This window comes from Micrococcus sp. Mcc28, assembly GCF_024519775.1.
Taxonomy (GTDB): domain Bacteria; phylum Actinomycetota; class Actinomycetes; order Actinomycetales; family Micrococcaceae; genus Micrococcus; species Micrococcus luteus.
Genome location: NZ_JALJRH010000026.1, coordinates 1 through 20373, shown reverse-complemented (window position 1 = coordinate 20373; position 20373 = coordinate 1). Strand labels below are relative to the sequence as shown.

Annotated in this window: 17 protein-coding genes; 8 read left to right on the top strand and 9 right to left on the bottom strand. The window is 74.1% G+C overall.

Translation table 11 applies throughout. The features are described from left to right. Nucleotides 1-105 precede the first annotated feature (105 nt). The 3 genes from NR073_RS10660 to NR073_RS10650 all read left to right on the top strand — a co-directional run bounded on the left by NR073_RS10660 (nt 106) and on the right by NR073_RS10650 (nt 3733). A complete protein-coding gene (locus NR073_RS10660) occupies nt 106-1113 on the top strand; it encodes an IS481 family transposase (RefSeq protein ID WP_256748827.1) in 1008 nt (335 codons plus the stop codon). Nucleotides 1114-1243: 130 nt separating this feature from the next. Then, a complete protein-coding gene (locus tag NR073_RS10655; RefSeq protein WP_256748826.1) occupies nt 1244-2233 on the top strand; it encodes a cation diffusion facilitator family transporter in 990 nt (329 codons plus the stop codon). Between the two features lie 33 nt (nt 2234-2266). Next, nucleotides 2267-3733 (top strand): beta-lactamase family protein, encoded by a 1467-nt coding sequence (locus tag NR073_RS10650; protein ID WP_256748825.1) that lies wholly within the window; start codon nt 2267-2269, stop codon nt 3731-3733. 20 nt (nt 3734-3753) lie between these two features. Here NR073_RS10650 and arfB read toward each other — a convergent pair whose 3' ends face one another. From arfB to NR073_RS10635, 3 genes are all read right to left on the bottom strand, one after another. Continuing rightward, complete coding sequence (arfB, locus tag NR073_RS10645) at nt 3754-4209, bottom strand: alternative ribosome rescue aminoacyl-tRNA hydrolase ArfB (protein WP_065573486.1); 456 nt, start codon at nt 4207-4209, stop codon at nt 3754-3756. Beyond that, entirely contained in the window at nt 4202-5647 is a 1446-nt protein-coding gene (locus tag NR073_RS10640; protein WP_256748824.1) for an MFS transporter, read from the bottom strand. The genes arfB and NR073_RS10640 overlap by 8 nt, the downstream gene beginning before the upstream one ends. Nucleotides 5648-5780: 133 nt before the next feature. Then, nucleotides 5781-7523 (bottom strand): bifunctional 3'-5' exonuclease/DNA polymerase, encoded by a 1743-nt coding sequence (locus NR073_RS10635; protein ID WP_256748823.1) that lies wholly within the window; start codon nt 7521-7523, stop codon nt 5781-5783. A gap of 239 nt (nt 7524-7762) precedes the next feature. Between NR073_RS10635 and NR073_RS10630 the strand changes: the two genes are divergently transcribed. Continuing rightward, nucleotides 7763-9244 (top strand): sugar porter family MFS transporter, encoded by a 1482-nt coding sequence (locus NR073_RS10630; RefSeq protein WP_036382902.1) that lies wholly within the window; start codon nt 7763-7765, stop codon nt 9242-9244. 73 nt (nt 9245-9317) lie between these two features. Here the strand turns inward: NR073_RS10630 and NR073_RS10625 are convergent, their stop codons facing one another. Further along, complete coding sequence (locus tag NR073_RS10625; RefSeq protein WP_036316429.1) at nt 9318-10619, bottom strand: dicarboxylate/amino acid:cation symporter; 1302 nt, start codon at nt 10617-10619, stop codon at nt 9318-9320. A gap of 228 nt (nt 10620-10847) precedes the next feature. Between NR073_RS10625 and NR073_RS10620 the strand changes: the two genes are divergently transcribed. Genes NR073_RS10620 through NR073_RS10605 form a run of 4 tightly spaced genes read left to right on the top strand, consistent with a single transcriptional unit; the run spans nt 10848 to nt 14246 of the window. Beyond that, nucleotides 10848-11489, top strand: coding sequence for an ABC transporter permease (locus tag NR073_RS10620; RefSeq protein ID WP_002855197.1), 642 nt, complete (start codon nt 10848-10850; stop codon nt 11487-11489). Then, nucleotides 11486-12493: an ABC transporter ATP-binding protein gene (locus NR073_RS10615; RefSeq protein WP_256748822.1), complete on the top strand. Its 1008-nt coding sequence runs from the start codon at nt 11486-11488 to the stop codon at nt 12491-12493. Before NR073_RS10620 ends, NR073_RS10615 begins: the two co-directional genes overlap by 4 nt. Next, a complete protein-coding gene (locus NR073_RS10610) occupies nt 12490-13242 on the top strand; it encodes an ABC transporter permease (protein ID WP_017487925.1) in 753 nt (250 codons plus the stop codon). Before NR073_RS10615 ends, NR073_RS10610 begins: the two co-directional genes overlap by 4 nt. Further along, a complete protein-coding gene (locus NR073_RS10605) occupies nt 13239-14246 on the top strand; it encodes a glycine betaine ABC transporter substrate-binding protein (RefSeq protein ID WP_256748821.1) in 1008 nt (335 codons plus the stop codon). The genes NR073_RS10610 and NR073_RS10605 overlap by 4 nt, the downstream gene beginning before the upstream one ends. Nucleotides 14247-14275: 29 nt before the next feature. Here NR073_RS10605 and NR073_RS10600 read toward each other — a convergent pair whose 3' ends face one another. The 5 genes from NR073_RS10600 to NR073_RS10580 all read right to left on the bottom strand — a co-directional run bounded on the left by NR073_RS10600 (nt 14276) and on the right by NR073_RS10580 (nt 20199). Continuing rightward, the gene (locus NR073_RS10600) at nt 14276-15913 is read right to left on the bottom strand and encodes an alkaline phosphatase D family protein (RefSeq protein ID WP_256748820.1); all 1638 of its coding nucleotides are present in this window, start codon (nt 15911-15913) and stop codon (nt 14276-14278) included. 109 nt (nt 15914-16022) lie between these two features. Next, complete coding sequence (locus NR073_RS10595) at nt 16023-17195, bottom strand: cysteine desulfurase family protein (protein ID WP_256748819.1); 1173 nt, start codon at nt 17193-17195, stop codon at nt 16023-16025. Next, a complete protein-coding gene (gene nadC, locus NR073_RS10590; protein ID WP_256748818.1) occupies nt 17192-18112 on the bottom strand; it encodes a carboxylating nicotinate-nucleotide diphosphorylase in 921 nt (306 codons plus the stop codon). The genes NR073_RS10595 and nadC overlap by 4 nt, the downstream gene beginning before the upstream one ends. Beyond that, nucleotides 18109-19437, bottom strand: a complete 1329-nt coding sequence (nadA, locus tag NR073_RS10585) for a quinolinate synthase NadA (RefSeq protein WP_256748817.1) — start codon at nt 19435-19437, stop codon at nt 18109-18111. Before nadA ends, nadC begins: the two co-directional genes overlap by 4 nt. A 27-nt stretch (nt 19438-19464) precedes the next feature. Further along, nucleotides 19465-20199, bottom strand: coding sequence for a DNA mismatch repair protein MutT (locus NR073_RS10580; RefSeq protein WP_256748816.1), 735 nt, complete (start codon nt 20197-20199; stop codon nt 19465-19467). Between the last annotated feature and the right edge of the window lie 174 nt (nt 20200-20373).

Genomic DNA, 20373 nt, shown 5'->3' with positions numbered 1-20373 from the left:
CCGGATCAACCCCTACCTGTGACCACCCCGCTTACACAGACAAGTTGACACGCCCCCGCAGGATGGAAGTTCCTCAACAACCCACCTGCCAGAAGAGACCCACTCATGACTCACGCTAACGCACCCCTGACCCCCACCGGCCGACTCAGGATGGTCCACCGCCACCTGCACGACGGGATCCCGCAGGCACACGTGGCCGCCGAGTTCCGGGTGAGCCGGCCCACGGTGGCCACCTGGGTCGCCCGCTACCGCGCCGAGGGCGAGGCAGGACTGCAAGACCGCTCCTGCCGACCACGACGCTCTCCCGCCCAGCTCGATCCGGTCTTGGTCGCCCGGATCCACGCCCTGCGGCGGGAGCGCAAGTGGTCCGCACGGCGCATCCATCACCACCTCGTCTCCGAGGGCCACCGGGTGTGCCTCCGAACGGTGGGCAGGTGGCTGCACCGGCTGGGCATCTCCCGGTTGCCAGACCTCGCGCCCACGGGTGAGGACCTGCGCCAACGACCCCAGAAGATCACCGCCCGCGGCCCGGGGCACATGGTGCACCTGGACGTGAAGAAGATCGGGCGCATCCCCGAGGGGGGCGGCTGGCGTGCTCACGGCCGGGACTCCGAGAACGCGCGAGCGGCCAAGCGCGGGCCTGGCCGACGGGTCGGGTACACCTACCTGCACTCGGCGATCGACGGGTACACCCGCCTGGCCTACACCGAAGCGTTGGAGGACGAGAAGGCGGTGACCACGATCGGGTTCTTCTGCCGGGCGAGGGCGTTCTTCGCCGCCCACGGCATCACCGTGGACCGGGTGATCACGGACAACGGGAACAACTACCGGGCCGTGGACTTCACCGGGAAGGTGGTCTCGCTCGGGGGCCGGCACCACCGGATCCGCCCATACACCCCGCGCCATAACGGGAAGGTCGAACGGTACAACCGGCTGATGGTCGATGAGGTCCTCTACGCCCGCCCGTACTCCTCAGAGCAAACTCGGCGTGAGGCCCTGCAGGTGTGGGTGAACCACTACAACTACCATCGGCCTCATACCTCCTGCGGAGACGCTCCTCCGGCCTCACTGGCACCGACCCGAGTCAACAACGTCATGCCCTCCTACAGCTAGGCCGCGCACGCGGAGACCTCACGGGCTCGGCGACGCCGATCCGCGTGGACCCCCTCTCGCGCTCCCGGACCGGCGGACCCGGACATGGCGAGCCTGGCCCGGCACCCGCCTGCAGGGGCAGACTCGGGGGATGACCCGTACCCCGCCCGCCGTCGCCCCGCCCGCCGCCGAGTCCGGCGGCGAGAGCCTGCTGACCGTCCTGATCGCCCTCGGCGTGAACACGGTGATCGCCGTCGTCAAGTCGATCGTGGGCGCGGTCACCGGCTCAGCCGCGATGGTGGCGGAGGCCGCGCACTCCTGGGCCGATGCCGGCAATGAGGTCTTCCTGCTGCTGGCGGAGCGTCGGGCCGGCCGAGCCCCCGACGCGCGGCACCCGCTGGGCTACGGGCGGGCGGCCTACGTGTGGTCGATGGTCGCGGCCTTCGGCCTGTTCGCGGTGGGCTCGGCGGTCTCGGTCTGGCACGGGATCACGGCCTGGTCCGCCCCTGAGGAGGAGGCGGAGTACACGATCGCGTACATCGTGCTCGCCGTCGCGTTCGTGCTCGAGGGCGCCTCGTTCCTGAACGCGCACCGGCGCGTCCGCCGCGACGCGGAGCGGCGGCACATCAGCGATGCCACGTTCCTGCGCCAGACCTCGGACCCCACGCTGCGCGCCGTGTGGGTGGAGGACGCCTCGGCCCTGATCGGCCTGGCCATCGCGGCGGCGGCCCTCGCCCTGCACCAGCTCACCGGGGACCCCCGGTGGGACGCCGCCGGCTCGATCCTGGTGGGCGTGCTGCTGGGCGTCGTCGCGATCTTCCTGCTCTCGCGGAACATGGCATTCCTCGTCGGCGAGGTCGCCGACCCGGTGATCCGGACCCGGGTGCTGCGCTGGCTGCTGGAGCGGCCCGAGGTGCTCTCCGTGAGCTACCTGCACCTCGAGTACGTCGGCCCGGAGAAGCTCTTCGTCGTCGGGGCCGTGGACCTGGCCGGGGACGAGCGGGAGAGCGAGGCCGCGGTCCTGCTCCAGCGCGTGGAGGACGCCCTCCTCGAGCACCCGCGCGTGGCCGCCGTCGTGCTCTCCCTGTCCAACCCCGCCCACGCGCCCCTGGCCCCGGAATCGCAGAACGCCCGCGCCTGAGCCCGCGCGGCCGGCATCGTACAGTGGCCTCTCGTGACCCGGACCACCCCCGCCCCGCCGCCCGCTCCGTCCCTCGACCGCCTCCGGGAGGCGGCCCCGTACCTGTCCCGGTGGCTGGCCACCCAGGTGGAGACGCAGCACGTACCCGGCGCCCAGGTGGCCGTGCGGCTCGGCGACGAGCTGGTGCTCTCCGCCGCGTTCGGGGTGGCCGACGAGGCCACCGGGGCGGAGCTGACCACCGGCCACCTGTTCCGCGTGGCCAGCCATTCCAAGACCTTCACGGCCGTCGCCGTGCTGCGCCTGGTCGCCACCGGTCGTCTGCGCCTGGACGACACCGTGGCCGGACGACTGCCCGACTGTGCCGCCACCCCGCTGGCCCGGGTCACCGTCCGCGAGCTGCTCTCGCACACCTCCGGCGCCATCCGCGACGGGGTGGACGCGGACCACTGGCAGCTCGACGGCCCCTTCCCGGACGCCGACGCCCTGCGCGCGATCGTCCGGGAGCACGGCGCCACCTACGCCCCGCAGGAGCGGTTCAAGTATTCGAACATCGGGTACGGCCTGCTCGGGGCGATCATCGAGGCAGCCACGGGCCGCGGCTACGCCGAGCACGTCACGGAGGACATCCTCGTCCCGCTCGGCCTCACCGACACCCGCCCCGAGATCGACGACGACGCGGCGGGCCGGGCCGTCGTCGGCCACACCCGGGCCCACGGCCGTGGGCGTCGGGTGAGCGTGGCACCGACCGCCACCGGCGCGCTGGCCGCGGCCACCGGCTTCGTCTCCACGGCGGAGGAGCTCAGCCGCTTCTTCTCCGCTCTCGCACTGGATCGGCGTGAGCTGCTGGACGAGCACGCGCTGCGCCTGATGCACCGGGCCGAGGCCTCCTTCCCGCGGGGGACCGGGACCGGCACCTACGGGCTCGGCCTGATCGGGATCAGCGTGGGCGGACGACGGCTCGTGGGCCACTCCGGCGGCTTCCCCGGGCAGATCACCCGGACCCTGGTGGACCCGGCCACCGGTCTGACCGTCAGCGTGCTCACCAACGCCGTGGACGGTCCGGCGGACGCGCTCGCGGTGGGCCTCGTCGAGCTCATCGACCTGCTCGCCCAGGACGCCGCCGACGGGCAGGCGCTGCCCACCGGTGTCACGACCGACGACCTCGACCGGCTGACCGGCCGCTACGTCTCCCTGTGGGGCGAGACGGACGTGGTTCGCGCCGGCGAGCGCCTCGTGCTGATCGACCCCGGAACCCCCGGCCCCCGGGACAGGATGCACGAGCTGCGAGCGCTGGACGCCACCACGTTCCTGCCCGAGGACGAGGACGGCTTCGGCGCGTCGGGGGAGCGCATCCCGTTCGACCTCGGCGACGACGGCCGGGTGGTGAGGATGCGCGTGTCCGGGGTGAGCAGCTGGCCCGAAGAGGACTACCTCGCCCGGCGTGGCGACGCGTGGGGTCACCGCTCGGCCGCCGGCCGTGGGGTGACCGCGCGGGACTGAGCCGCCGCCTGCGAGCGGCCTCAGTCGAGGCCGGGGCGGCGGCGCGTGCGCTTCACCTCGGAGCGACGGCGTTTGGCCTCCAGCCGGCGCCGCCGGGAGCCGCGCGTCGGCGTCGTGGCCCGCCGCGGCGTCGGCGGGGCGAGGGCCTCGCGCAGCAGCGCCGCGAGCCGCTCGCGGGCGGCCACCCGGTTGCGCCGCTGGGCCCGGTGCTCCGCCACGCTGACGGTGAGCACCGTGCCGGCCAGCCGGGGCGCCAGCCGTGCGAGGACGCGGGCGCGCTGGACGTCGTCGAGGGCGGAGGTGGCCGCCAGGTCCAGACTGAGCTGGACCCGCGAGTCCGCCGTGTTCACGCCCTGACCGCCCGGGCCGGAGGCGTGGGAGAAGCGCTCGACGAGTTCGCCCGCGGGGATGACCAGCCCGCGGGGTGCGCCGGGGCCGGGGGTGACGCGCACGTCGCCGGGGCGGGGCTCAGCCACGGGGCGCCGCCGTCCGTGGTCCGCGCAGGTCCGCGAGTGCGACGAGGAGCGCGAGCGCCATGCACCCCGCCACCAGGGTGAAGGCGGCCATGAACGCCCCGTCCCAGTCGGCACCGGAGGCGACGCCCAGGAACACCCCCACGATCACGGCGGTGCCGACGGCCGTGCCGACGCGCTGGCCGGTCTGCAGGACGCCGCCGGCCGTGCCGGAGTGCCGCGGCGGGACCTCGGCCAGGCTGAGGGTCTGGTTGGGGGAGACCACCAGCCCCTGCCCGGCACCCAAGATGGCGAGGGTGAGCAGCAGCCACCACGGGCTCAGGCCGAACTCCCGGTTGGCCCACGCCACCCCGATGGAGCCCACGACGGCGAGCAGCGCCAGCGCGATGCCGAGGACGACGATCTTCCGGCCCGTGCGCAGCACCACGCGACCGGCCACGGTGGACATCACGCTCGACATGACCGCCGAGGGAAGGCCGATGAGTGCGGCGTGCAGCGCCGGGTAGCCCAGCCCGTTCTGCATGAACATGGCGATCACCACGAACATGCTGGTCGAGCCGGTGAAGTAGATGGCGATCAGCAGGGCGCCGCACGCGAAGCTGCGGGTCTGGAACAGGCGCAGGTCCACCATCGGGGCGCGGCCCCGTCGGGCGTAGCGGGCCTCCCAGCGTGTCCAGAGGGCGGCCAGGCCGATGCCGACGGGCACGAGCACGAACCGCCACGGCCCGAGCTCACGGTCCAGGAACGGGAGCATGACGGCCACGAGGGCGCCGGCCAGCAGGACGACGCCGACCGGGTCCAGGTCCGGGCGCCGCGCCCGCTCGGGGGCGGTGCGTGGCAGCCAGTGGCGGGCCACGACGAGGGCGCCGAGGGCGATCGGCACGTTCACCAGGAAGGTCGCGCGCCAGCCGAGGTCGCCGCCGAGCCACGCGATGAGCCCGCCGCTGAGCAGCGGCCCCACCGCCACGGACACCCCGACGACGGCACCAAGCGCCCCGAACGCCCGGGCGCGGGAGGTGCCGGAGAACTCGCCCTGGATGAAGCCGGTGACCTGCGGATTGAGCAGGCCCGCGCCCACGCCCATGACCAGGCGCGCGAGCACGAGCAGGACGCCCGTGGGCGCCAGGCCGGACAGGAGCGCACCGAGCGCGAACACGCCGAGGCCCACCATGAACAGCCGGCGGCGGCCGAAGAGGTCACCCGCCCGGCCCGCCGGCACGAGCACCATGCCGAACACGAGGGTGTAGCCGGAGATGGCCCACTGCAGCTCCGCGTCGCTGGCGTCCAGGCCCCGCTGCAGGGCGGGCAGGGCCACGTTGATGCTGGACACGGCCAGCAGGGACATGAAGATCGGGATGAGGAGCACCGCGAGGATGCGCTGCTGGTGCGGGGTGAAGACCGAGGACGCGGCGCCGTCGGACGGACGCGGGGCGACGGGCAATGCGGTCTCCTTCTCGGGGGTGTCTCGGGCGCTCTCCAGGATCGGCCCTCGTCCCGCATCGTGCCAGGTCCCAGGGTCCTCGGCCCGGTGCGGCGCACGGAGGCCATGACCGCGGTCGACGCCCTGCCGCCCCTCACTTCGCGTCCGCGTACGACCCCACGCTGGAGACGGTGAGCGGGAAGTCCACGGGGGCGGGGCCGAACAGCAGGCGGCCGGCGGCGCTCGCGGACTCCGTCACGACCGTCCGCACGGCCTCGGCCTCCGTGGCCGGGCCGTGCAGGACGACCTCGTCGTGGACGAAGAACACGAGTTCCGTGCGCATGCCCGCAGACCGCAGTCGACGGCGGATCTCGCCCATCCAGCACAGCGCCCACTCGGCCGCGGTGCCCTGCACCACGAAGTTCCGGGTGAAGCGGCCCTGGGAGCGCCGCCGTCGCCGGGCCGCGGACTCGGCGGCCTGGGTGCCGACGTCGGACACGGACTCCTGCCACTTCCGCCCCGGTGCGGGGGACCAGCGGCCCAGCCACGTGGACACCTGGCCGCCTCCCTCGCCGACGGAGGCCGCCCGCTCGAGCAGGCCGATCGCCCGCGGGTAGAGCCGGCGCAGGTGCGGCATGAGCGCCGCGGAGTCGCCCGTCGTCGAGCCGTACATCGCACCCAGCAGGGCGACCTTCGCGCGCCCGCGGTCGGCCAGCGCGGTGCCGGCCGCCCGGCCCTGCTCCGCCACCTCCCGGTACAGGTCGGGCGTGGTCCCGGCACGGGCCAGCGCCTCGTCGGCGGCCATCGCGGCGAGGATGCGCGGCTCCACCTGGGAGGCGTCGGCCACGGTCAGCGTCCACCCGGGGTCTGCGCGGACGGCGTCGCGCACCCCGGCCGGGACCTGCATGGCCCCACCGCCGTGGGCGGCCCACCGCCCGGTCACCACGCCGCCGACCAGGTAGGCGGCGTGGAACCGGCCGTCGTCGCCGATCCACTGGTCCAGCCAGTGCCAGCCGTTGGCCGTCCACAGCCGGGCCAGGGCCTTGTACTCCAGCAGCGGCGCGAGCAGCGCGGCCCGCGCCTCGCGTTCCGCGCCGCCGGCGTCGATCCAGTGCTTCAGGTCCCACTGCCGCGTGGACTCCACGGCCACGCCCGCCGTCTGCAGCGCCCGCAGCAGGCTGGGCTGCGAGTCGGGGCTCAGCCCGGGGGAGCCCAGGACCTCGGCGATGCGTTCGGCCAGGGCCTGCAGGCGGGCGGGACGCTCGCCCGGTGCAGGCCGGGGGCCGAGCTGCTCGGCGAGGAGCGCCTCGTGCACGCCCCGGTCCCACGGCAGACCCGCCGCCCGGATCTCCGCGGCCACGAGTGCGCCCTGCGACTCCGCCGCCGCGAGCAGCCGCAGCCGGTGGGGGTGGGCTGAGCCCTCGACGGCCGCCCGCTGCGCGGCCAGCTCGGCCGCGAGCACGGTGACGTCCGGGGTGGGGCCGGACTCGTCCGGCAGGTCGAAGAAGGACTCCTGACCGGCGGGCACCCGCGCCGGGCGCTCGGGTTCCGTCGGGTCGGCGACCTCGAGCTGCGCCACGGGCGTGTAACGCACCCCGCTGCCCGGCGCCGTTGCCGCGTGCCGCAGGATCCGCTGGACGAGGGCCAGGTCCCAGCACCGATCCACCCGCACCCCCGCCACCAGCCAGGCGGCGTACTCCGTCCCGACGTCGGCGAGCACCCAGCGGACCGTGCTCGGGTCCACGCCCAGGCGGGCGGGCAGACCGGCCACGAGCCCGGCCACGGACCCGGCGGCGCAGGATCCCAGGGGAGAGGCGCCGTCGCCTTCCCCGTCCAGGGCCCACCAGGCGCCGGGGCTGCCGACGGAGGCGGGGGCGGGGCCCAGGACGACGAACATGGCCCTCATTCTGCCCCGTGACCCGAGGCGCCGTCTGCCGCAGCCCTGTGCGGCAGACCTCCCGGCACGGCGGCGACCACGGCGGGCGCAGCGGGCACGGTTCCCCCTGATGTCCCGCCGCCTCCTCGGGGGGCGGGGAGAAGGGCTGTGCGACTTGCACGCTCGCTGAGCGGAGAACACACTGTGCGGACGCACCGGCGCGCAGCGGGCCGTCGGGCGCCACCCAGAGAGGACCCACCATGACAGCGACCCGGTCCGGCGGCGCCGCGACGTCTCGCCTCAACGCCAAGGTGGTCGGCATCTCGGTCGCCGCCGCGCTCGGCGGTTTCCTGTTCGGCTTCGACACCTCTGTCATCAACGGTGCCGTGGACGCCCTCGCCGGGGAGTTCGGCCTCGGCGCCGGTCTGACGGGCTTCGCCGTCTCCTCGGCGCTGATCGGCTGCGCGCTCGGCGCCTGGTTCGCCGGGCCGATCGCCAACCGCCGCGGCCGCGTGCCCGTGATGGTGATCGCCGCGATCCTGTTCCTGGTCTCCGCCATCGGCTCGGGCCTGGCGTTCGGCGTGGTCGACCTGATCTTCTGGCGCGTGGTCGGCGGCCTGGGCGTGGGCGCCGCGTCCGTGATCGCTCCGGCGTACATCGCGGAGGTCAGCCCGGCCCATGTGCGCGGTCGCCTCGGCTCGCTCCAGCAGCTGGCGATCGTCCTCGGCATCTTCGCCGCGCTCCTCACGGACGCGCTCTTCGCGACGATGGCCGGGGGAGCGGCGCAGCCGTTCTGGCTCGGCGTCGACGCCTGGCGCTGGATGTTCCTGGCCGAGGCCGTCCCGGCGGTGCTGTACGGCCTGTTCGCCCTGAAGCTGCCGGAGTCCCCGCGCTACCTGGTCGCCCGCGGCCGCACGGACGAGGCGGCCGAGGTCCTGCACGAGTTCACCGGTGTGGACCGGGTGAACCTGATGATCGAGGACATCCGGCGCTCGCTGGACTCGGAGCGCCGCGAGTCGCTGGCGGACCTGCGCGGACCGTCGGCGGGCCTGCAGCCGATCGTGTGGATCGGCATCCTGCTCTCCGTCTTCCAGCAGGCCGTGGGCGTCAACGTGATCTTCTACTACTCCACCACCCTGTGGCGTTCGGTGGGCTTCGGGGAGTCGGACGCCCTCACGGTCACCGTGATCACCTCGGTCACGAACATCGCCGTCACCCTCATCGCGATCGCCCTGGTGGACCGCGTCGGCCGTCGCCCCATGCTGATCGTCGGCTCCGCCGGCATGACGGTCAGCCTCGGCCTGATGGCACTGGCCTTCTCCTTCGCGCAGACCGGCGGCGCCGAGTCCGTCTCCCTGCCGCAGCCGTGGTCCACGGTGGCGCTGGTGGCCGCGAACGCCTTCGTGGTGTTCTTCGGCGCCACCTGGGGTCCGCTGGTCTGGGTGCTGCTGGGCGAGATGTTCCCGAACCGCATCCGCGCCGGCGCGCTCGCCGTGGCCGCCGCCGCGCAGTGGGCGGCGAACTTCACCGTCTCCACCACGTTCCCGTGGTTGGCGGACATCGGCCTGACCCTCGCCTACGGTCTGTACGCGGTCATGGCGGCGCTGTCCCTGGCCTTCGTGGCGGCCTTCGTCCCCGAGACCAAGGGCAAGACGCTCGAGGAGATGAGCGACGTCGTCGTGCGTTCCCCGGGGCAGCGGCGCGCGGTGCGCGCCGAGGCGGAGCGGGATCTGCGCGGCTGACACCGCCCGTCCCGACGACGGCCCCCTCCCTGAGCTGCAGACAGGGAGGGGGCCGTGGTGTGTGCGGGGCGGGTCAGCCGGCGTCGGCGCCGGTCGCGGCCCCCTCGTCGTCGAGGCGCTCCAGGCCCTCGTCCTCGGAGTCCTCGATGAGACGGTCTCCGGCGATCTTGTCGACGATCATCGCGATGGCGGCGTCGCCGGTCACGTTGGTGGCGGTGCCGAAGGAGTCGATGGCGATGTACGTGGCGACCATGAGCGCGACCTGCGGCTCGGTGAAGCCGAGCATCGAGGTCAGCAGGCCCGAGGCCGCCACGATCGCGCCGCCGGGCACGCCGGGCGCCGCGACCATGGTGACGCCCAGCATGAAGATGAAGCCCACGAACACCGGGACGTCGATCGACTGGCCCGAGAGGAACAGCACCGCGATGGAGAACGAGACGATCTTCACGGTGGAGCCGGCCAGGTGGATCGTCGCGCACAGCGGCACGACGAACGAGGCGATCGGCCGGCGCACGCCGAGCAGCAGGGTCTGGCGCAGGGTCACCGGGATGGTCGCCGCCGAGGACGAGGTGCCCAGGGCCGTCGCGTAGGCCGGCAGCATCGTCTTCAGTGCCGTGAACGGGTTGCGGCCCGCGATCGCGCCCGCGACGACGTACTGGAGGAGCAGCAGCACCACGGTGAGGCCGAAGACCAGCAGGATCACGCCGAGGAACGTGGTGATGACCTTGAAGACCTCACCGGCGGCGGTCATGTTCAGGAACACGCCGAAGATGTAGACGGGCAGCAGCGGCACGATCAGGCCCATGACGACCCGCTCGATGATCGATCGCAGCTGGTCGAAGCTCTCGTGCAGGGCGCCGCGCGGCAGCATCGTCAGGCCGATGCCGAGCACGAACGCGAGCAGCAGGGCCGTCATCACGCCGAAGGGCGGGTCCATCTGCACCTCGAACAGCGGGCCGAGCAGCGCGTCCTCAGGGTTGGCCATCCCCTCGAAGGACCCGGGCGTGAGGATCAGCGGGAAGACGAGCAGGCAGACCAGCAGGGCGCCGAAGCCGCCGACCAGGGTGGAGCCGTAGGCGATGCCGCCGGTCAGGGCCAGCAGCTTCCCCGCGCCCCGGCCGATGTCGCCGATCGCGGGGGCGACGAGCGCCAGGATCAGCACCGGGACGATGAAACCCAGGAAGTTCGAGAACAGCCCGTTGAAGGTGGCGAAGGCCTGCACGAGCCAGGTCGGCGCGACCAGGCCGACGAGGACGCCGGCCACGATCGCGACGAGGATGCGGGGCAGCAGGCCGACGCGGCGGCGGGGCACGGCGACGGCGCCCCCGGAGTCGGGGCCGGACGCGTCGAGGGCATCGGAGTGGGAGCGAGACATGGCCGACACGCTAGCGCAGGCCGTCCTGCCCGTCGCCCGGTCGGTAGGCCATCCTTGGCGGTGCCGGTGACCCCCTTCGTGGCGCAGAACACAGGGAGCGCCACCATCTCGGGGAGCGTGCAAGAGCACGCCCGACCCACCCGGACCGAAGGAGACGACGATGACGGTCCTGCCCCGCCCCGCAGACGCCCGGGCCGCCCAGGGGCGCGCTGCCGGCGTGGAGGCCGCATGAGCGAGTTCCTCGCCTCACGCTGGCCCGACATCCTCTTCCGGGCGTGGCAGCACGGGTGGCTCGTGCTGCAGGCGCTGGCCATCGCCACCGTGCTCGCCATCGCGCTGGCCGTGATCGCCACGCGGATCAAGGCCCTGACCCCGATCGCGAACGCCTTCACGGCCGTCGGGCTGACCCTGCCCTCCTTCGCGCTCATCGGCGTCCTGATCCCCCTGGTGGGCATCGGCACCGTCCCCGCCGTCGTGGTGGTGGTCTTCTATGCCCTGCTGCCCATCCTCCGCAACGCGCTCGTGGGTCTGCGCGGCGTGGACCCGGAGGTGCTGGAGGCCGCCCGGGGGATGGGCATGGGGCCGGTGGCGCTGTTCACCCGGGTGCGTCTCCCGCTGGCCTGGCCCGTGATCCTCACCGGCATCCGGGTCGCCGGCCAGCTCGGCATGGGCGTGGCCGCGGTCGCGGCCTACGTCCTGGGGCCCGGACTGGGCTCGTACATCTTCACGGGGCTGGTCTCCCTGGGCGGCGCCAACGCGTTGAACTACGCCCTCGTGGGCACCCTCGGCATCGTCGTCGTCGCCCTCGTCCTGGACGGGCTGCTCGTGCTGCTCGGCCGGCTCACCATCTCGAAGGGACTGCGCGCATGAGCACCGACCGTGACGCCGGGGCCGAGATCCGTCTCGAGTCCCTGACGAAGCTCTATCCGGGGCAGGACCGTCCCGCCGTGGACGCCCTGGACCTCATCATCCCCGCGGGGGAGACCGTGGTGTTCGTCGGCCCGTCCGGCTGCGGCAAGACCACCTCGCTGAAGATGATCAACCGCCTCATCGAGCCCACCTCCGGGCGGATCCTGATCGGTGGGGAGGACATCACACGCCGCGACCCCACCCGGCTGCGCCGTCAGATCGGCTACGTCGTGCAGGGTGGCGGGATGATGCCCCACCTGTCCGTCGCCGAGAACGTCGGGCTGGTGCCGCGCCTGCTCAAGTGGGACCGCCGGCGCATCGCCGACCGCGTGGACGAGCTGCTCGACCTCGTCGGCCTGGACCCGGCGATCTATCGAGACCGCTTCCCGCGCGAGCTGTCCGGCGGACAGCAGCAGCGCGTCGGCGTGGCCCGGGGCCTCGCGGCGGATCCACCCGTGCTGCTCATGGACGAGCCCTTCGGCGCCGTGGACCCCCTCACCCGCCAGCGCCTGCAGCAGGAGATGCTCGACATCCAGGCCAGGGTGGGCAAGACCATCGTGATGGTCACCCACGACGTGGATGAGGCCGTGCTCCTGGGCGACCGGATCCTGGTGCTCGAACCCGGCGCGCACGTGGCCCAGTACGCCACCCCCGAAGAGGTCCTGGCGCGGCCGGCCACCGAGTTCGTGGCCGACTTCGTGGGGTCGGGGGCGGGGCTCAAGCGGCTGGGGCTGCGGTCGGTCGACTCGCTGCCGCTGCGCCCGATCGCACCGCACCCGACGGGCCCGCTGCCGGGCGGGCCCGTGCTCGACGCGGCCACCCCGATCAGCGAGGCCCTCGCGGCGCTGGTCACGGCCCCGGCGGAGGAGATCGCCGTGGTCCGTGATGGCACGGTCATCGGTCTGCTCGACTATCCGACACTGCGCGCGCACGCCCGCGCCGGCGACGAGCAGGCTCGGCCATGATCGCCCGGCTGCGTGCGGCCTCCGCCGAGGACCGCCTGCTCCTGATCGGCCTGCCGCTGCTGGTGGCCGCCCTGCTGATCGGGTGGACCGTCTGGGTGCGCGGGGCCGCCCTCGACGACGTCGAGGCCCGGCTGCTGACCTGGCCCACCGTCCTGCGCCTCACCGCCGAGCACCTGGCCCTCGTCGGCGTGTCCACCGTTCTGGTCGTGGCGACGGCCATCCCGCTCGGCGTGCTGCTCAGCCGCCCCGCCGCCCGGCGGTTCACCCCCGTCGCCATGGGGCTGGCCAACGCCGGTCAGGCCGCCCCCGTGATCGGTGTGATCGTCCTGCTCGCCATGGCGTGGGGGTTCGGCTTCCGGGTCGCCGTGCTGGCCCTGTCCCTCTACGCGTTCCTGCCCGTGCTGGCCAACACCCTGGCCGGTCTGCGGGGCGTCGACCCCACCGTCGTCGAGGCGGCCCGCGGCATGGGCATGTCGCCGCTGCAGACCCTGCTCCGGGTGGAGCTGCCCTTGGCCCTGCCCGTGATCATGGCGGGTCTGCGGACCGCCCTGGTGCTGCTGGTGGGCACCGGGGCGTTCGCGACGTTCATCGACGCCGGCGGCCTCGGCCTGCTCATCCAGACCGGGATCGTCCTGTTCCGTTTCCCGCTGCTCGTCTCGGGGGCGATCCTCGTGGCCGCCCTCGCCCTGATGATCGAGTGGATCGGCCGCCTCGTCGAGACGCTGGCCACGCCGAGGGGGCTCGCATGACCACCCCGCGCGCGACCACCCCGTCCCGCCGCCGCGTCCGGACCCCCGCCCGTGCCGCGATCGCCGCGCTCGGCCTGGCGGCCTCCCTGGTCCTGTCCGGGTGCGGGCTGAGCACCGCCGGCGGCTACCTTCCCTCGGGCACGCCCGCCGGCGACGTCGCCGGGATCGACCTCGAGGGCGCCCACGTGGCGGTGGGCTCCAAGAACTTCAACGAGGGCGTCGTGCTCGGCAAGATCACCGCGATCCTGCTGCGCTCCGCAGGGGCCGACGTCGAGGATCTGACCAACATGCCGGGTTCGCTCAGCGCGCGGCAGGCCCAGGTCGCAGGCGTCGTGGACGTCGAATGGGACTACACGGGGACGGCCTGGATCACGTACCTGGGCCACACCGATCCGATCCCGGACGCCCAGGCGCAGTGGGCCGCGGTCCGGGACGAGGACGCGCAGCAGGGCCTGGTGTGGCTGCCGCCGGCCGGACTCGACAACACCTACACCTTCTCCGTGCGCCAGGACCGGGCGGAGGAGCTCGGCCTGGAGACGCTCGCGGACATCAAGGACCTCCCCACGGAGGACCAGTCCTTCTGCGTGAGCGCCGAGTTCGCCGCCCGCAACGACGGGTTCCTGCCCATGCTCGAGGCCTACGGGATCGAACGGCCCACCGGATCCCGGCTGCGCCAGATGGACCTCGGGGCGGTGTTCGCCGCGGTGGCGGACGGGTCGTGCACCTTCGGGGAGGCGTACGCCACGGACGGGCGGATCGCCGCGCTGGACCTGACGACCCTGCAGGACCCGCTGGGCTTCTTCCCGAAGTACAACGCGGCCCCCATCGTGCGCGAGGAGGTCCTGGCCGAGCACCCCGAGATCGCCGACCTGCTGGCGCCCGTGACCGCGCGCCTGGACAACGCGACGGCCGCGCGCCTGAACGCCCGGGTGGACGTCGACGGCGAGGAGCCCACCCAGGTCGCGTGGGACTGGCTCCGCGAGGAGGGCCTGATCACCGACTGACGGTCCGCAGACGCCGCCGACGCGGCGGATCAGGCCGCCGTCAGCGTGCGCGAGTAGACCGTCCGGCCGGCGGCGTTGATCAGACGCACCCGGAACTCGCGGCCGTCCTCGGGGATCTCGACGTGGCCGAAGTACTGGTGCTCGCCGGAGCGCGGCGAGCCCATGACCGGTCCGTGCGCCTCGAAGTCCAGGCGCGGGCCGAAGGTGCCGTCCAGCGTGTTCGGGCCGAACGATCCGGCGTTGATGGGGCCGGCCACGAACTCCCAGAACGGCTCGAAGTCGGTGAACGCCGCGCGGTCGGGGGAGTAGTGGTGCGCCGCGCAGTAGTGGACGTCGCCGGTGAGGAACACGACGTTCTTCACGCGGTGGTCCTTGATCGCCTTCAGGAGGCGGGCGATCTCCAGCTCGCGGCCCAGCGGGGCGCCGTCGTCGCCATTGGACAGGGACTCCTGCCCCGTGCCGTCGGGGACGATCAGGCCCAGCGGCAGGTCGTTGGCGATGACCTTCCACGTGGCGGTCGACGCGCGCAGCCCACGGATGAGCCACTGCAGCTGCTCCTCGCCCAGGATCGGGGTCTCGTGGGTCTCGAGCCCCGGGGTGTTCTCGCCCTTGTGGGTGCGCATGTCCAGGGCGAACACGTCGAGGGTCGCGCCGCGGGGGATCCTGCGGTAGATGCGGGCGGGCTCGAAGCCCGAGCCGCGGCGCAGGGCTGTGGAGTCGGCGATCGGCATGTACTCCTGCCACGCGCGGCGGGCGCGGGCGGCCAGCGTGTCCACGTCACGGACCTGGGTGTAGCGCGGGTCTTCGAGGACCTCACCCGGCCACCAGTTGTTGGTCGTCTCGTGGTCGTCCCACTGGGCGATGACGGGGACGTCCGCGTACAGGGCGCGGAGGTTGTCGTCCATCATGTTGTAGCGGTGGCGGCCGCGGAACTCGTTCAGCGTCTCGGCGACCTTGGACGTCTCCTCCGTGACGAGGTTGCGCCAGGTGGGCTCGCCGGCCACCTCGAGGGTCTCCGGGATGGGGTTGTCCGCGTAGATCGTGTCGCCGGAGTGCAGGAAGAAGTCGGGCATCGTGGCGTGCATCGCCGCGTAGCCGCGCATGCCGCCGATCTCCGGGTTGATGCCGTAGCCCTGCCCCGCGGTGTCCGCGGTCCACACGAAGGACTGGGCGGCGGAGGTCTTCCGGCCGAACCGCGCGCCGGGCGCCGTCGTGAAGCGGGCCACGGCCGACTCGCCCAGGCGGCCGGCCTCGTCCTCGAACGCGTACGTCACCTCGAAGCGGGTGTCGGAGGGCAGCGTGTCCGCGAGGATCTTCGCGGTGTGGTCGGTGGCCCCGTCGACCCAGCCGGAGCGCAGGGTCAGCCCGCGAGCGAAGCGGCCGCGCAGCACCTTCCCGTCCTCGTCGACCGCGCGCAGCGTGGCATGCATGCGCGAACGGCCGGACGAGCGCGCCCACAGCACGGCCGAGTTCGAGGTGACGTCGCCGGTGGCGACGCCGGACGGCAGCGTCAGACGGGACGCGACCAGGCCACCGGGGGTGTGGCGGGCCGGACGGGCGGCGGCGGGGCCGGCGAGGGCGGCGGGGGCGAGTACGGCGGCGGACGCCGCGGCGAGCACCGAACGGCGGGAGGCGGAGTGGGACAGGGATGCGGTGGTCTGCTTCACGGGGCCAGGGTGGGGCACGCAGGCGAGGGACATGTGGCCTCGGGCTGACCCTCGGGTGAACTTCCGACGCCGGCCCCGGCGGCAGCGGGGTCGACCGGCCCGGGGCCGCTCAGCGCAGGGCGGCGACCGTCCGGACGGCGTCGACGATCGCGTCCGCCGCGGCCTCGAGCAGCGGGGCGTCGGCGTCCGGGCCGAACGTGCAGCGCAGGGCCGTGCGGGCCTCGTCCTCGCTGAGGCCCAGCGCGAGCAGGGCCGGGGACGGCTCGGCGTCGTGGGCCGAGCACGCGGACCCCGCCGAGGACAGCACGCCCCGGCGGGCCGCCTCCTCCAGCACCGACTCGCCGTTCACGCCGGGCAGCACGAACGAGGCGTGACGCGGCAGCCGCCGCGCGGGATGGCCGGTCAGCCGCGCGTCGGGCACGAGCCCCCGGACGCCGTCGAGCACGCGCGCCGCGAACCGGTCCCGCAACTCGGCCCACGCGTCCGCGGCCGCGGCGCGCTCCGCCTCGGCCTCCGCGAAGGCCGCCGCGAACCCGGCCGCGCCGGCCACGTTCTGCGTCCCGGACCGTCGGCCCCGCTCCTGGCCGCCGCCGGGCACGAGCGGTTCCAGGGCGTGACCCGGGCGCACCCACAGCGCGCCGACCCCCTTGGGCCCGCCCACCTTGTGCCCGGACAGCGCCACGAGATCCGCCCCGAGGGCGCGCACGTCCACCGGGATCTGCCCCGCGGCCTGCACCGCGTCCACGTGCAGCGGCACGCCCGCCTCCCGGGCGACGGCGGCCAGCTCGGCCATCGGCTGCACCGTGCCCACCTCGTTGTGGGCCAGGTGCACGCTGACCAGCGCCGTGTCCGGGCGCAGGCGGGCGGCGAGGTCGTCCGCGGAGGTCAGGCCGTCACGGTCCAGCGCGAGGTGCTCGACCTCGACGCCGTGCAGCCGGGCCAGCTGGTCGCAGGACTGCCGCACCGCGCTGTGTTCGATCCCCGTGGTCAGCACGTGGCCTGCCGGGCGGCCGGCGAGGATCCGGGCGCGCACCGTGCCGAGCACGGCGAGCGCGTCGGCCTCCGTGCCGCCCGAGGTGAACACGACCTGCCCGGCCCGGGCACCGATCCCGCGGGCCACCCGCGCGCGGGCGTCCTCGAGCAGGGCCGCCGCCGCCCGGCCGGCCTCGTGCGCCGAGGACGGGTTGCCGTAGACGCCCGTGAGCGCGGGCCACATCGCCTCCAGCGCGCTGCGCCGGACGGGCGCGGTGGCCGCGTGATCCAGGTCGAGGGTGGTGCTCATCGGCGCGCCGAGACCTCCTCGACCACGGCGTCCAGGCCCAGGTCCAGGGAGCGGACGGTATGGGTCAGCGCCCCCACCGAGATCACGTCCACGCCCGTGGCCGCGATCGCCCCGATCGTCTCCAGGCTCACCCCGCCGGAGGCCTCGACGACGGCGCGGCCCGCCACCAGCTCGACGCCGGTCCGCAGCTCGGCCGGCGAGAAGTTGTCCAGCATGATCGTGCCGACCCCGGCGGCGAGCACCGCCGGGATCTGCTCGAGCCGGTCGACCTCCACCTCCACGTGGGTGGTGTGCGGCAGGCGTGCCATCCCGGCGCGCAGGGCCGCGGTGAGGGCCTCACCCGGGTCGCTGGCGCCGCCGAACCCCAGCGCGGCCAGGTGGTTGTCCTTCAGCATCACGGCGTCCGAGAGGCTGGAGCGGTGGTTGTGCCCGCCGCCGTCCCGCACCGCCTGCCGCTCGAGCACGCGCAGACCCGGGGTGGTCTTGCGGGTGTCCACCACTCGCGCGTGCCCGCCGCCGGCGCGCACGGCGGCGACGTGGGCGGCCGTCGTCGTGGCGATCCCGGAGAGGCGCTGGACGAGGTTCAGCGCCACGCGTTCGGCCCGCAGCACCGAGCGGGCGGGGCCCGCGACCTCGGCGACGACGGCGCCGGGGGACAGGTCGGCGCCGTCGGCCAGGTGCAGGGTGACGGACACGGCCGGGTCGACGAGCCGGAAGGCGGCCTCAAGGGCGTTCGTGCCGGAGAGCACCCCGGCCTCGCGGGCCACCACACGCGCGGTGATCCGGGCCTGCTCCGGGACGAAGGTCTCCGAGGAGACGTCGCCCCAGGGCGCGTCTTCGGCGAGCGCCGCGGCCACGATCCGCTCCACGTCCGGTGGCGGGGCCGGCGTCGCCGGGGCGCGGTCGGCCGGGGTCACGTCCCGGCCCCGGCGGACTGCGCGGCCGACTGCTTCGGCGCGACGGCCAGCATCCGCTCGAGAGCGGTGCGGGCCGGGTCGGCGACGGACGCGGGCACGGTGATCCGGTTGACCACGCGGCCGGCCACGAGCTCCTCGAGCACCCACGCGAGGTAGCCGGGGTGGATGCGGTACATCGTGGAGCACGGGCAGATCACGGGATCGAGGCAGAAGATCGTGTGCTCGGGGTGCTGGGCGGCCAGGCGCTGCACGAGGTTGATCTCGGTGCCGATCGCGAAGGTCGAACCGGCCGGCGCCGCCTGGATGGCCTTGACGATGAAGTCCGTGGACCCGGAGGAGTCCGCGGCCTCCACCACGGGCAGGGGGCACTCGGGGTGCACGATCACCTGGACGTCCGGGTGCTCGGCGCGGGCCTGCTCGATCTGCGCCACGGTGAAGCGGCGGTGCACCGAGCAGAAGCCGTGCCACAGCAGGACCTTCGCGTCCCGCAGGGCGTCCTCGGAGTTCCCGCCCAGCGGCAGGCGGGGGTTCCACGTCGGCATCTGCTCGAGTGGGATCCCCCTGGCGCGGCCCGTGTTCCGGCCCAGGTGCTGGTCCGGGAAGAACAGGACGCGCTGGGCACGCTCGAACGCCCAGTCCAGCACGGCCGAGGCGTTGGAGGACGTGCACACGATGCCGCCGTGCTCCCCGACGAAGCCCTTGAGGGACGCGGAGGAGTTCAAGTAGGTCACGGGCAGCAGGGGCACGCGCCCGTCGTCGTCCGGCTCGGTGCCGTAGACCGCCTCGAGCTGCTCCCACGCGTCCTCGACCGAGTCCAGGTCGGCCATGTCCGCCATGGAGCAGCCGGCGGCGAGGTTGGGCAGGATGACGGCCTGGTCCGGGGTGGAGAGCAGGTCCGCGGTCTCCGCCATGAAGTGCACGCCGCAGAACACGATCGCCTCCGCCGCGGGCCGGCCCTGGGAGGCCCGCGCGAGCTGGAAGGAGTCGCCCACGAAGTCGGCGTGCTGGACGACCTCGTCGCGCTGGTAGAAGTGGCCCAGCACGACGACGCGTTCGCCGAGCCTCTGCCGCGCCGCGCTGATCCGGGAGTCGAGCTCCTCGTCCGAGGCCCGCTGGTACTCCTCGGGGATGCGGCCCTGCACGGGGGCGTCGGCCGGGACGGCGTCGTCCTGCGATGCGCCGGGGCCGTAGGCGGGCAGGCCGGCGTCGAACGCCCAGGGGCCGCGGGTCAGGTCGGGGGAGCACGAGGAGCCGCGCACGGCGTCCTTGTCGATCAGGGTCAGGGTGCGGGCCACCGAGGCGGTGGTCCCGGTCGGGGTGCTCATGGGTGACTCCTGGGTCGGGGCTGGTGGTCAGCGGCGGGGGTCCGGCCCGGCGGGATCGGGGTCGGTCCCGGGCCCGGCGGGCCGGTAGCGGTAGAGCTTGGGCGGGCGGTGCGGAGTGCCGCCACGGACCTCGCCGGTCTCCTCGAGGGGCCCGGCGGCGAGGGTGGCGCGGCGGAAGTTGGCGGCGTCGAGGCCGCGGCCGAGGACGGCCTCGTGCACGGCGCGCAGCTCGGCGAGGGTGAAGGAGGGCCCCAGCAGCGCGTGCCCGACGCCGGCTCGCGGCAGGTCCGCGCGCAGGCGCGCCACGGCCGCCGCCAGGATCTGCGCGTGGTCGAACGCCAGCGCGGGCGGCGCGTCGGCCCGGTGCCAGCGCACATGGACCCCGATGGGCAGCCCGGCCACGTCCGGGTCCGGGCTGGACGCCGGGGCGGCGCCGTCGTCGTCCAGGGCGGGGCTGAGCGCCCAGTGGGCCACCGTGAGGACGCGTCCGGTGGGGGAACGGTCCACGGCGCCGAACGCCGCCAGCTGCTCGAGGCGACGGACGGGACCGGGCACGCACTCGGCGGCCACGCGTGCGGCGACGTCGGCCAGCTCCTCGTCCGCGCCGAGCCACGCGCCCGGCAGCGCCCACCGGTCCAGGAACGGCTCGCGCATCCGCGGGACGAGGGCGACGCAGAGGCGGGGCACGCCGTGCGGGTCCGGGCGCACGCCGAAGACGGCCGTGGACACGGCCACGCTGACGCGGGCCTCAGCGACCGGCATGGGACCTCCCGGGGCGGACTGGCGGGGCTGTTCTGGTCAGTATGACACTGTTCGCGCCCATCTCAGAGGGTCGAGATGACTGTAAGGCGGGGGAGGCGCCGGCGCGGTCCCGCGCTAGCTGTAGGAGGGCATGACGTTGTTGACTCGGGTCGGTGCCAGTGAGGCCGGAGGAGC